This window comes from Grimontia sp. SpTr1, from assembly GCF_947387585.1.
Lineage (GTDB): Bacteria > Pseudomonadota > Gammaproteobacteria > Enterobacterales > Vibrionaceae > Enterovibrio > Enterovibrio indicus.
The window spans coordinates 842785-855259 of sequence record NZ_CANDOD010000001.1; the positions used below are offsets into that span (position 1 = coordinate 842785).

The window sequence follows — 12475 nt, forward strand, 5'->3', positions numbered from 1 at the left end:
AGAGAATACTCGGAAGCGTTACACTCAACTGTCTCATTTTCGAAACAGATAATAGGTATCAGAAAAAAGTCTTAGAAGACTGAGATTCTAGCTACCATCAATGGTGTCAGAAGCAGAAAATCAACGAGTTAGCGAGGAATGATAAATGGCGGTGAGTCAGTAACGTTCAGATTATCTTGGTAAAACATAGAATAGCTGCGAAGTGGTCATTTCTAATGCTTTCGACTGAGGCGCATTTTCTTTCGCGATCGTTTGTGCTGATACATGGTTTTGTCTGCCTCGCTAAGCCATTGTTCTGCTGATACAACTTTCTCTGAAAGCTCAATCGCACCAAGACTTATCGACACATTGACACCTTCCGGAAGACCATCACTCTCAATGTCACATTTCAGGCGTTCAAGAATGTGTGGGATCTCTGCCGTGGCGGTGTGTCTGAGCAGTACAACGAATTCATCACCACCAATTCGACCAGCGACATCGGAGTCACGGATATTTGAGGTCAAATGTCCGGCTATCGCTTTCAAGACTTTGTCGCCTACGTCGTGCCCGTAAGAATCGTTGATGTTCTTAAAACCATCTGCATCGATATATACCAGCACAGATGGATCGCTGGTCATATCGAACTCCTGATAAGCTTCCTGTATGTCCGTCATGATGGCATGACGTGACTTAATACCGGTCAGCGAATCGTATTCCACCATTTCCCGCAGCTTTTTCGCCATCACAACCACGGTATCCCTTTGGTCAATCTCTGCGGTGATATCAGTCAGTGTGCCTACGCGATAAATCAGTTCACCGTTTCCATCAAAAACACAGTTGCCGCTGTCCCGGATGTGTTTCACTCTGCCGTCATCAAACAACAGTCGATAGTTAATATTCCAAGAGTCGGTTGATGAGGAAAAACGTGTTCTCTCTGCCATCTCTCTTTCAGAAGGATGGATCTTGTTTAAGAAGGCGCGAGGATCGTGATAAAGAACTTCGACTTTCTCTTCCCAGATAGTGTCGTAGCATTTGTTGACGTAAAACAGGCGCTCAGGATCCGCAGCAGAAATCCACACCACGGAACTGACATTCTCAGCGATCGCACGAAACCGTCGCTCTGATGTGGTAATAGCTTCCTGCAATTGCTTTTCTTCATGGATATCCAACACGGCAATCAGAAACTGCTGTTGATTGGTGTACTTGCAGGTAATCGAAGAAACAAAAGCACGCACCCAGATTTGATGCCCATTTTTGTGAATATAACGTTTGTCGACTCTGTACTGGTTGCCCGAACGCAACGTAAGGTTTTCGCGCAGCGGCTTTTCGCTGTTTGCATCAGAATGGTAAGTAAGATCAAACTCAGTCAGTGGCTGAATCTCTTCATCCCCATAACCCAACATGGCCAAATATGCTGGATTCACACTGATAAAACGACCTTCAGTATCCACACGTGCCATGCCCATAGGTAACCGTTCCTGAAGGGCTTCATTCAATTCATCATCAGGATAGTAAAGGGTTAGTGCCACAATGTAGATGTTGCAGGGAACCGTATTGAGTAGGTTCACTTTGAGGATGTAAGTATCTTTGCTTCTTGTCAGGCGGACAACTTTGGTAAATGGCTCATGCTGCACCGCCTGGGAAACGACCTGAAAGTAACGGATAACTTCATTCCACGTAGCCGAGCTGAGATAACCGTCGATGTTGGCTTCATCTGGCATAATCTGGAACAGTTGCTGACACTCACGGTTACTCTGAATGATCTCGCCGAGGTCATTGATAATTACCATGGGTACAGGTGCCAGTTCAAAAAACTGCATCTGGAAGGGGCTGTCTGTCTGAAACATCCGAGTCTGTCATGTCCTGTTGCCACTGAGGCACTTTCAAGAAAAAGGCTCATAAGTTTGAGCCCTGCACTCAACCAACATACTAGCGATAAACCACGAAGACATTTGTCTCAGATTTACGTCCATGAAGATAAAACATGCAATGATATCAATCGTCGTTGGTTAATCTGTACATTCTTCTGTGTTCAACCAGCCATCTATTTTCAACTGACACCAGGATAAGGAAGATGTCCTACCTTTACCCATAGTAAAGTGTCTTCCTCTGCGTATGGGTTGTATTCGAACATATGCGGATTACGTATCCAGGTTCCCTGCCCATATCTGCCAAATTCGTCTCGATACTCCCCTTCGAGTACATATACTTCTTCACCGCAGAAATGGGAAATATTGAAAAAGTGCTGTCCCGCTGGCCATCGAATCATGGCAACCTGCTCGCCATTGAATTCATGTAGTGGAAGCATCAACAAGCGCCCCTGACCTTCTATCCAATCTTCTTCCGAACGCGTATTGATTCGTACCTGATTGCGATCGTTAGCTGAAAACTGATGAAGTTTAACCAGTAAGGTGCATCCAACTTCGCTATAGGGCGCATGGGAAGAGCCGGGGGGATTCCGAATATAGGTACCTGCCGGATAGTCCCCTGTTTCATCAGAAAAGATGCCTTCAAGGACAAGAATTTCTTCTCCTAAAGGGTGTTCGTGACGGGAAAAGGAAGACTTGGGTGCGTATTTCACAATACTGGTGGCATGCCCACGTTCGGCTCCCTCTTTGGCAAGAGGCTTGCGAAACACACCATCCGAAGGCGATGGCTGCCAGTCCATATCGGTGGTGTCTATGATCACCCGCTGATCAAACTGCATATTCAGCATAAAACAGTCCTCAAACAGGGAAACAACCTACACGACCTACCCCAGATTGTTTAAATGTCTGGAATCAGTCATGCACATCTTTACCCAAGCTACATCAATGATGGAGCGTGGGTTACAGAGTTAACGCCCAGTTTCGGCTTGCTGTTTCAACAATATAGCAGTGCGAATCCGACAGCCTCGTCCCAAACCTTGGAACAGCGTCTATTGATTTAGCAAATACGTAAGTAAATATTTCAAAGCCACACAAATGCAAAAAGCCCGCTTTAAAAGCGGGCTTTGGGATATTGAATTGCTAAACGGGCAGATTATGCGTCAGCGTGACGGCGCTCACCACGGAAAGAGCGTTTGTCGCCACCGCGGTCACGGTCAAAGCGACGACCACCACGATCACCACGACCTTCACCACGATTGCCACCACGAGGACCACGGTCATCAAAGCGACGTGGACCGCGCTCGCCACCACCGTTACGGTCACCGCCATTGCGACGACGTGGTGGAGACATGTCAACGTGACCTTCAACCAGTTGTGCATCAGTTGCTTTCTGGCGAATGCGCAGTTGCTTCAACTGACCCAGGATTTCTTTTGGCATTTTCTTCGGAAGCTGAACGTAAGTGTGACCGGTTGCCAGCTTGATTGAACCGATGAATTGCTTCTCAAGACCCAGTTCGTTAGCAATTGCACCAACGATGTCTTTAACTTGTACGCCTTGATCACGGCCAACTTGCAATTGGTAAGTGTCCCAATCTGCTGCGTTGTAGCTGCGACGCTCACCGCGCTCTGAACGATCACGTGGACCACGATCATCACGGCGAGATTCACGACGACGGCTGTCACGCTCCATCGCTGCGATCATTGGATCTGGACCGTTGTAGAACAGCGGGCGTTTGCCTTGCTGACGTTGAAGCAGCATTGCAGCCAGTGTTGCCGCATCTACATCGATTTGTTCTTGCAGTTTTTCAACCAGACCAACGAACGCTTCAATGCTGTCAGACTCCTTCTGCTCTTGCAGATCAGCAGCCAGACGTGCCAGACGTGCTTCAGCGACTTTGTCACGCAGTGGAAGTTGGATTTCTTCCATACGGGTAGATGTCACACGCTCGATGGTACGCAGCATACGGATTTGGTTAGTACGAACCAGCAGGATTGCTTTACCTGCACGCCCCGCACGACCTGTACGACCGATACGGTGAATGTACGATTCAACATCGAATGGGATGTCGTAGTTGAACACGTGAGTAATACGTGGCACATCAAGACCACGTGCTACAACGTCAGTCGCAACCAGAATGTCGATAACGCCACGTTTGATATGATCAACAGTACGCTCACGCAGAGACTGTGGAATATCGCCGTGCAGTGCGGCAGCTTTGAAGCCACGCGCGCTCAGCCAATCAGCCAGACGCTCGGTGTCCTGACGGGTACGTACGAATACAATAGATGCGTCAGTTTCTTCAGTTTCAAGCAGACGAGACATCGCTTCGTCTTTCTCTACGCCTTTAACAACCCAGAACTGCTGTTCAACTTTCTCAACAGTACGGTTGCTGCCTGCTACGTCGATGCGAGCAGGTTCGCGCAGGAAGCGGTCAACAATTTCTTTAACCATTGGAGGCATGGTTGCAGAGAACAGAACACGTTGTGCTGATTCTGGCGCTTGTTCCATGATCCAGGTAACGTCATCAACGAAGCCCATTTTCAGCATTTCGTCAGCTTCATCCAGAACGAAAGTGTGTACTTCGTCCAGCTGCAGACGTTCACGGTTGATCAGGTCTTTAACACGGCCTGGGGTACCAACAACAATGTGAGCACCGCTGCGCAGAGCACGCATTTGATCAACGATCGACGCGCCACCGTAGATTTCGAGAACTTTCAGGCCATTGATGTTTTGGCCAAGTTGTTTTACTTCCGCCGCAACCTGAATTGCCAGTTCGCGGGTTGGAGCCATAACAATCGCTTGAGGTTTGTGCTGGTTCAGGTTCAGTTTGTTCAGCAGAGGCAGAGAGAATGCCGCGGTTTTACCGGTACCTGTTTGTGCTTTACCGAGTGCATCAACACCGGTCAGTAGTAGAGGAATTGAAGCTGCCTGAATAGGAGTCGGCGCTACAAAGCCGATTGCGTCAAGAGCAGAAAGAATGTTTTCAGCCAGATCTAACTGGCGAAATTCAGTAACAGTATCTTGCATTGGGATCCCAATATATAGACAAAAAAAACGGGGCCCCTGCTAGCGGTTTCGCACTGTTATTATTCACTGATACAGGGTCACTACTCAGAACTAAGTGACTTCCTACTCTCTGTAACAGTATCTAACGCTACGGGCCTCGACAAATAAGGCGTGCATTCTGCGCCACTAGACCAAAAAAAGCCAGAAAAAATTGAACAAGTTCACAATTCTTTCTACGACTGATGGCTTTTTGACTGCAAACGCCTATTTCGAAAACAAATTGCTGTTATTTCAGGCAAGGCTCTGTGGTGAGGTTTGATTTTTTAGTCAAGACAAACTCTATTTTGTCCCAACTTAATCGCAGTTGTTTTCAGTTTCTCTGCGCGTTTCATGATTTTAAGTTTTCGGGTAAAGACTGAAACTGAGCTGAGTGTCATGCCAAGACTCAAGGTCACACGCTGATAGTTCGCAGAAGGTTTGTTTGGAATATTGAGATGATATACACCATGCACCATGCTTTCCGCGACTTCTCGCAGCATCAAATCATCATCATGTAATAAAAGAAGAGAAAATGTTCCTGGTGACGAATAAGCAAACATCCCCGAAAGGTGCGAACCCACCTGTCTTTCCATCACATCAGCCAGTTTTTTCACTAAATTTGTCGCAGCCACATCGCCATAAAATTTTCGATACCCTGCAAAGCAATCAATATCGATAGACAGGGCCGCAATCCGCTGTTTTTCTTTTCTCGCCTGTTTTAACAACCCGGGCAATGCCATTTGCATTGCCAAAGCATTCGGCAAGCCCGTATCCTGATCGGTGATACCCATCCAGCGTTCATTTCGTTTCTTGGTAAACAACTTATGCTTGAGTGCCTTTAATTCAGATTCCCGCTCACTATTGATGGTAACAAGTTGACTGTATCGGGCATCAGACGCTTCTGTGTGCCTAAGCTTAACGATTTTCTGGCAAACTGAGGCGGCAAGCAGTTTTATCGCTTCTTTTTTCGGCTCATCAAGAGGAGTCCGGTATAGAAGGTTATCTGCAGCCAGCCAACCAATACACTCATCACCGTCCCACATCGCCATCATGATATTCCAGCCAATACCCACTTGCTCCTTTCCAAAATAAAGGGGCACGTTTTCTTTTACGATCAGTTCATTTTTTTTGGTAAAGGCTTCTTCCATGAAAAGCGTATTTGGCATTTCCTGGCAAAACTCAGAACGGTCTACCACCTGACCATCAGGATCCGTTCCCCAGGTCCCCCACATTTTGTGGGTTTCCACATCACACAGGAAAATACCCATACGATCAATTTGCAGCTTGTCCCGCCCTAATTCGACAGCAATCCGACATAAGGAATTAATAGTGGTGGCTTTGGTAAACCGTAGGGAAATTTCATGCAAGTTTTTCAGGTAGCCCAGTTGCGAAGCAAGCGTGTGATTATGTAACGCGAGGTCGAGTTCGCTTTTACGGCTTTTGACGTTTTGCTGATTTAGACGATGCGCAAGGATTTTACATTTCAGGTGCGTATCGACATTTTCTCGCACCCAGTCAAAGCCTTTTTCGGACAGTCTGCGGTCGCGGGTTGATGTTTCAGCCTCAACCAGCAGATACCCAAGCCGATGCTCTCTTTTATACAGAGGAATGACGGCATGTTCCCAGAGCTGATTGTCTTGCTGCCAACCACCGTTGAATGCCAGTTCGGAAATAAAAGAAAAATGCTGTTTGTGCTTGTTGGCGAGGGATTCCCAGTCAATATAGTACCCACTATATTCTTCGCAGGGTTTGAAGGCTGGGTAAAAGTTAAATACATCCTGTGTCTGGCTGGCGATGAGCTTCAGCTTATCATCGACTAAGACAAACAGAGCAATATTGTTGATTCCGTTTTCACAGACCAGACGGCTAAAGATGTCTTCACACCATTTATCCAGCGTGCTCGACACATCTTCAGCTGTACACCTTTGCTGTACTTCAGCACTTTCCATACGCCAAACCGTTACTTCCCTTTACGAAAGTGTCATTCTGTCATTAATGTTGAATATGGCCTCTTCGTTACATCAAGTTTGCGAGAGAAATGTTCATTCTTGTTTCATTTCGCTGACTTACCTCTCAGTTTGCGCTAAGGCGTAACAGATATCGTCACGTAGGTTTAATGAGTGATGACTTGGTTTTGGGCTACCGAATCCGTATAGTGTGGCGGTTCACAATCTGAGACCAGGCTAATGTTTCAAGACAATCCATTACTTGCACAGCTAAAGCAACAAATCAAAGAGACCATTCCCAAAAAAGAAGGGTCGATCAAAGCAACCGAAAAAGGGTTTGGCTTCCTCGAAGTAGACAGTAAAACCAGCTACTTCATTCCGCCTGCATACATGAAAAAAGTCATGCATGGCGATAAAGTCGTCGCGCTTATCCGCACCGAAAAAGAAAAAGAAGTGGCTGAGCCAGACGAGCTGATTGAACAATCGGTAGAGCGTTTCATTGGCCGTGTAAAAATGATCCGCGACAAGTTGAATGTCGTGCCTGATAGCCCTCAACTTAAAGATGCCATCCGCGCAAAAACAAAAAAAGGTTTGAGCCGTGATGCACTGTCTGAAGGTGACTGGGTCGTCGCTACTCTGATTCAACATCCATTGAAAGGCGACAATAACTTTTTCTGTGAAATCAGTGAGAAAATCACAGATGCCAATGACAAGATCGCGCCTTGGTGGGTAACGCTGGCTAAACATAATCTGCCAAACCAAGAACCGGCACCACAGCCTAGCTGGGAAATGCTGGACGAATCTTTGGTTCGTGAAGACCTGACTCACCTGCCTTTTATTACTATCGACAACGAGTCCACCAAAGACATGGACGATGCGCTGCATACAGTGGCAAACGAAGATGGCACTTTCACGCTGACCATTGCGATTGCAGACCCAACGGCATATGTCGCTCAAGGTACTGATCTGGATAAAGAAGCGCGTGAGCGTGGATTCACTATTTACCTGCCGGGCCGCAATATTCCAATGTTGCCACGCGAACTGAGTGACGACTTGTGCTCACTGCGTGACGAAGAAATTCGTCCTGCTCTATGCTGCCGCGTTACCCTATTGGCAGATGGCACTATCTCAGAAGATGCGCAATTCTTCTCAGCGACCATTAAGTCTCAAGGCCGACTGGCTTATGACAATGTTTCTGATCTCCTGGAAACAGGTTCTTGTGATAAATGGCAACCGTCAGAGATCATTGCTGAACAAGTGAATGCACTACATAGTCTGGCTAAAGCGCGTATGGCATGGCGTGAAGCAAATGCTGTGACCTTCCCAGATCGTCCTGACTACCGCTTCGAACTTAGCGAAGACAACGACGTTGTCGCGATTCACGTGGATCCTCGTCGTATTGCAAATCGCATGGTAGAAGAAGCAATGATCACGGCAAACATTTGTGCTGGGCGTGCACTTCGTGAACACTTTGGCTTCGGCGTATTCAACACCCACGCTGGCTTCCACCCAGAGAAAATGGCGGATGCAGTTGAGCTTATCAATGGTCACGGCGGCAACGTGACTGCTGAATCACTGGAAACAATTGAAGGATTCAGTGCTCTGCGTCGTTGGTTGAATGAACAGGAAACCACTTATCTGGATAACCGCATCCGTAAGTATCAGTCTTATAGTGAAATTGGTAATGCACCAGCGCCACACTTCGCCATGGGCCTTGATGTTTATGCCACATGGACATCTCCAATCCGTAAATATGGCGACATGGTCAACCACCGTCTTCTGAAAGCCATTATTCGTGGTGAAGATGCCGCTCAAACACCAGACGAAATGATCGGTGAAGAATTGGCATTGCACCGTAGACACCATCGAATGGCAGAACGCGATGTGGCAGATTGGTTGTATGTCCGTCTTCTTAAAGATTGCGTTGCCGAGAAAACAACCTTTACCGCGGAGATCTTCGATATCAACCGTGCAGGCATGCGTGTTCGTTTGCTGGAAAATGGCGCAATGGCGTTTATTCCGGCGCCGCTGATTGTGGACAACAAGAAACGCATCGAATGTAATGGCGACGCTGGCACCATTTCTGTTGATGGCGTGAAAGAGTTCCAGCTTGGCGATACCATTGAAGTCGTTCTGGCTGAAGTTAAAGAACCTACCCGCTCTATCGTTGGTAAACCTACCCGCGAATTCGCAGTGATTGCTGAAAAAGCGGAAGAAGAATCTGCCAAAAGCGAGTAATCACACTCCAAAATGACAAAAGCCAGACATCAGTCTGGCTTTTTTGTTTCTAATTTGGATCTTTTTCGTTTACTTCAGGCAATAAAAAACCCGGTCCATGGAAGCCGGGTATCGGTTACTTATTTGACTTTTCACGCAGCAAGCGAATGTAAAGTCCAGCTATGCAGTAACGCCAAAATTGGACCAATCATTGAGTTGTCGGCGGCCAAACCAAAGCCCAGTGACTGTTTGTGTCCAATGATTTGTCTAACGACAAACCTTATTGTTATGAAAAAAATCTTACCAAGTGTTGCTGAAAAGCAACTGAACGAAAGAGACATTGCTTAGTGTTCTATCGCTCATTAATTTGTATTGCGTCGCAATATTATACCAGCATAAGCAATATGGTCGACATCAATGGTGACAATAATCACATAAAACCAGGTCGGTTGTAAAGTTTTTGTCAAAACCCACATCCACAGCGATAACAAAAACTGATTCATATTCATTAAGTTACTAAAAGTGTAGTCAGCCAAATCCTGTCATGCCAAATTTTTAGTACAAAACACGCCTATAGATTCAGGCGGTTATCCTTCACATCCCAAAGGCCAGTAAAACAGCAGAGTTTTTCAGTTGTATTAACAACACAAATCAATTGAACACTCATTATTCGTGGCGTTACTGAAGGATCGATGGGGTAAAAAAATACCGCAGCACCAGACTGGCGTGCGGTCGGATAGTTGGAAGCATCCAAGGACTCGATTCTTAAATTTTACTTTGACGAAGCTTCTGTATTTCTTTTTCTACTTGTGCCCGCGTCAAACCAACATCTTTTAGAAATCGTTCGTCATCTAGATTTTTAGAAAGATCTTCAATCAAAAAATGTTTGCGATTAAAGCGCCATAACCCATGAATCAGTCTGGCGACAATCCCGCCTTGATTTACGAAGCGATGGATTCCTCGCTGGTCATCACTGATTAAGTCACTTTCGTTGGTTTTTACTACCATGCCTGCTCTCCCCTGACGTTGTTATTGTTTTCCTTCTTGACAGTGCAATATTTAATCAATTTAATTAATCAGAAAAGCCAATATTTCTTTCAAAATACTTCAAAGGAGTTGAAGTAATGACCAATTTCGACATTGACCAACTTCGTACATTGGTAGCGATAGCAGATTGCGGGAACTTCGCAGCGGCTGCAGACAGCGTTCACAGGACACAATCAGCAGTGAGCATGCAGATGAAAAAGCTTGAAGAGTTAGCGGGCGTGTCTATTTTCCAGAAACAAGGAAGGCGACATGTTCTTACTTCTCATGGCTTAACCTTGGTCAGTTATGCCCGTCAAATGCTTAACCTCAATGATCAAGCTGTCGCACATTTCCATAGCCCGGATATGAACGGCATGGTGAAATTCGGTGTTTGCGATGACTACGTTAACCTGATTTTTAGACGCGTCTTGAATGGATTTACCGAGCGCTATCCTAATCTACAGTTATCCGTACAAAGTAACAGCAGCCAACGGTTGTTGAAACAGGTTCAAGATGGACGACTGGATCTGGCTTTAGTGAATATTCATGATGATCTATACCCAGTTACTCAAGTCTCTACCGAAAGGCTTGTTTGGGCGAAGTCGCGCCACGTAAGCTACTGCAAAGACAAGCCTTTACCTGTCGCGATAGAAAGTGACTGTCGTTGGGGGCGGCTGGCGTTGGAATTACTAAATCGTGAAAATATCTCTCACCAAGTCGTTCTCACCGCAGCTGATTTCCATGGCTTAAATGCGGCCATTGAATCTGGTATGGCGGTCTCTCTGATCGCCGCTTGTTCGGTCACCGAAAAAATGGATTTACTTGAGCATGTGAATTCAAATTCTCTCGAAACGGCAATTGCAAATGGAATAGCAGTCAAACCCGGCGCAAATGAACCTGCGGTTCTTGCATTGGCTGATTACATTACAGAATGGTATGTACGGAGAAACCAGAGCGCTGCATAGAGTTTTAGACTTGAGACTTCTGTAAAAGCATGAGTGGAACATCATTGCACAGTTATTTTTCTGTCAATAAACTTAATAAAAATCAGCGAACGCTATGTTTCACTGCAATCATAAACTTTCTCTGTAGAACAGACGCAACTTTATAGATGAACATGCCAATGCCGAGAATCTGGATGCTCTTTACTGGCTTTTTTTCTGCCCTATTCATGACGGGTTGCGAGTCGCCAACATCTGCAGAAAATCGTTCAGACCATTCGACATACTACGAAACCACTCGTCCAGCGACGTTAGCACCCTCTGGCTCTGACTTAGATACATCAAAAAGTCTTGCGTTATTTGCATATTTTGAGGAATGGGAAGGAACACCTTATCGCTACGGAGGTGCATCCAAGCGAGGTATTGATTGCTCCGCATTTACCCAACAGGCCTTCCTCGCCGTGTTCGAGCATTCACTTCCCAGAACAACAAGGCAACAGATCAAAACTGGCGATAAAATTTCTCTGGCAACTGCAGATCATGGAGACCTGATTTTCTTCAAGACCGGCTCTACGCGCTATCACGTCGGGATTTATATTGGCGAAAAACAGTTCATGCATGCTTCTTCCTCAAAAGGCGTCACGATTTCCCGTGTCGATAACCCCTACTGGTCTGCAAGAGTCATCGACGTCCGACGCTACCCTCTTCAATAATCACCAAGGGATCACTGAACCATCGTGATGATAGAGTTTTCCTGACCTTTCGGGCGTCATGTGCTCAAACACGGTAACGATTCTTTTTGCTGTGAGTTCAGGACTATACAGTTTATCTTTCGGCCAATTTGTGGTGAAAGGCTTAGAGAGTGTGCTTGGCGTGGTTCCAGGGTGCATAGCAATCACAGAAGATGCCGGCGCTTTTCTTCCCCATTCAATGGAAAGATTTTTGATAAACATATTAAGGGCGGCTTTAGACATTCTATAGCTGTACCAGCCTCCCAAACCGTTGTCTTCTATGCTGCCAACTTTAGCGCTTAGCGATAACCAACGAAGCTTCGAATGACGCTTTACGAATCCGTCCAATGCCTGCGCAACGTGGACATGACTCATCACGTTCACCGCCATTGACTGACTGAGCCAGTCACCGCTAAGTTGCTTGAGGTTTTTCTCGGGCCTCTTTTCGCCCGAATGAAGAAGGCCTGCACACTGAATAACCCCTACCAAACCCTCAACACGCCGTTCAAGCCAACGAGACAAAACAGCCACGCTTTCTGGTTCGCTCATGGAAAGGATAAGGTGGTTGTCTGACTCCTTTCCTTCACGGCTCAGTGTCAGTACCTGATACCCCAAGTCCTGCAGCTGAATGGCTATCGCTTTTCCAATAGTTCCGTGTGAGCCAACCACCAATACGCTCTTTTGCATCCTTCCCTCACTCGCCGTTCTGCTAGAATCTAAC

Annotated in this window: 9 protein-coding genes; 3 read left to right on the forward strand and 6 right to left on the reverse strand. The window is 46.3% G+C overall.

The features are described 5' to 3' along the window. Positions 1-212 precede the first annotated feature (212 nt). The 4 genes from QL223_RS04050 to QL223_RS04065 form a co-directional block, all read right to left on the reverse strand. On the reverse strand, positions 213-1826 hold the full coding sequence (locus QL223_RS04050) for a diguanylate cyclase (protein WP_039849535.1): 1614 nt from the start codon (positions 1824-1826) through the stop codon (positions 213-215). Between the two features lie 203 nt (positions 1827-2029). Continuing rightward, complete coding sequence (locus QL223_RS04055) at positions 2030-2695, reverse strand: cupin domain-containing protein (protein ID WP_002535762.1); 666 nt, start codon at positions 2693-2695, stop codon at positions 2030-2032. A 305-nt stretch (positions 2696-3000) separates the two neighbouring features. Further along, complete coding sequence (locus tag QL223_RS04060; protein WP_002535760.1) at positions 3001-4875, reverse strand: DEAD/DEAH box helicase; 1875 nt, start codon at positions 4873-4875, stop codon at positions 3001-3003. Positions 4876-5177: 302 nt separating this feature from the next. Continuing rightward, on the reverse strand, positions 5178-6842 hold the full coding sequence (locus tag QL223_RS04065; protein WP_002535759.1) for a diguanylate cyclase: 1665 nt from the start codon (positions 6840-6842) through the stop codon (positions 5178-5180). A 237-nt stretch (positions 6843-7079) separates the two neighbouring features. On the opposite strand from QL223_RS04065, the gene QL223_RS04070 reads away from it, so the two are divergent. Beyond that, positions 7080-9077: an exoribonuclease II gene (locus tag QL223_RS04070; protein ID WP_002535758.1), complete on the forward strand. Its 1998-nt coding sequence runs from the start codon at positions 7080-7082 to the stop codon at positions 9075-9077. 744 nt (positions 9078-9821) lie between these two features. Here QL223_RS04070 and QL223_RS04075 read toward each other — a convergent pair. Continuing rightward, on the reverse strand, positions 9822-10064 hold the full coding sequence (locus QL223_RS04075) for a hypothetical protein (RefSeq protein WP_002535756.1): 243 nt from the start codon (positions 10062-10064) through the stop codon (positions 9822-9824). A 116-nt stretch (positions 10065-10180) separates the two neighbouring features. Here QL223_RS04075 and QL223_RS04080 point away from each other — a divergent pair, with 116 nt between their 5' ends. Continuing rightward, positions 10181-11047: a LysR family transcriptional regulator gene (locus QL223_RS04080; RefSeq protein ID WP_002535755.1), complete on the forward strand. Its 867-nt coding sequence runs from the start codon at positions 10181-10183 to the stop codon at positions 11045-11047. A gap of 146 nt (positions 11048-11193) precedes the next feature. After that, the gene (locus QL223_RS04085) at positions 11194-11736 is read left to right on the forward strand and encodes an NlpC/P60 family protein (RefSeq protein ID WP_239643924.1); all 543 of its coding nucleotides are present in this window, start codon (positions 11194-11196) and stop codon (positions 11734-11736) included. Here QL223_RS04085 and QL223_RS04090 read toward each other — a convergent pair whose 3' ends face one another. Further along, a complete protein-coding gene (locus tag QL223_RS04090) occupies positions 11737-12441 on the reverse strand; it encodes an SDR family NAD(P)-dependent oxidoreductase (RefSeq protein ID WP_002535749.1) in 705 nt (234 codons plus the stop codon). Between the last annotated feature and the right edge of the window lie 34 nt (positions 12442-12475).

What these genes read in the sequence shown, in the direction of transcription:
- QL223_RS04070 (WP_002535758.1), top strand. Translation starts at nt 7,080, where the DNA reads ATGTTTCAAGACAATCCATTACTTGCACAGCTAAAGCAACAAATCAAA.
- QL223_RS04065 (WP_002535759.1), bottom strand. Translation starts at nt 6,842, where the DNA reads ATGGAAAGTGCTGAAGTACAGCAAAGGTGTACAGCTGAAGATGTGTCG.
- QL223_RS04055 (WP_002535762.1), bottom strand. Translation starts at nt 2,695, where the DNA reads ATGCTGAATATGCAGTTTGATCAGCGGGTGATCATAGACACCACCGAT.
- QL223_RS04080 (WP_002535755.1), top strand. Translation starts at nt 10,181, where the DNA reads ATGACCAATTTCGACATTGACCAACTTCGTACATTGGTAGCGATAGCA.
- QL223_RS04050 (WP_039849535.1), bottom strand. Translation starts at nt 1,826, where the DNA reads ATGTTTCAGACAGACAGCCCCTTCCAGATGCAGTTTTTTGAACTGGCA.
- QL223_RS04060 (WP_002535760.1), bottom strand. Translation starts at nt 4,875, where the DNA reads ATGCAAGATACTGTTACTGAATTTCGCCAGTTAGATCTGGCTGAAAAC.
- QL223_RS04075 (WP_002535756.1), bottom strand. Translation starts at nt 10,064, where the DNA reads ATGGTAGTAAAAACCAACGAAAGTGACTTAATCAGTGATGACCAGCGA.
- QL223_RS04085 (WP_239643924.1), top strand. Translation starts at nt 11,194, where the DNA reads ATGAACATGCCAATGCCGAGAATCTGGATGCTCTTTACTGGCTTTTTT.
- QL223_RS04090 (WP_002535749.1), bottom strand. Translation starts at nt 12,441, where the DNA reads ATGCAAAAGAGCGTATTGGTGGTTGGCTCACACGGAACTATTGGAAAA.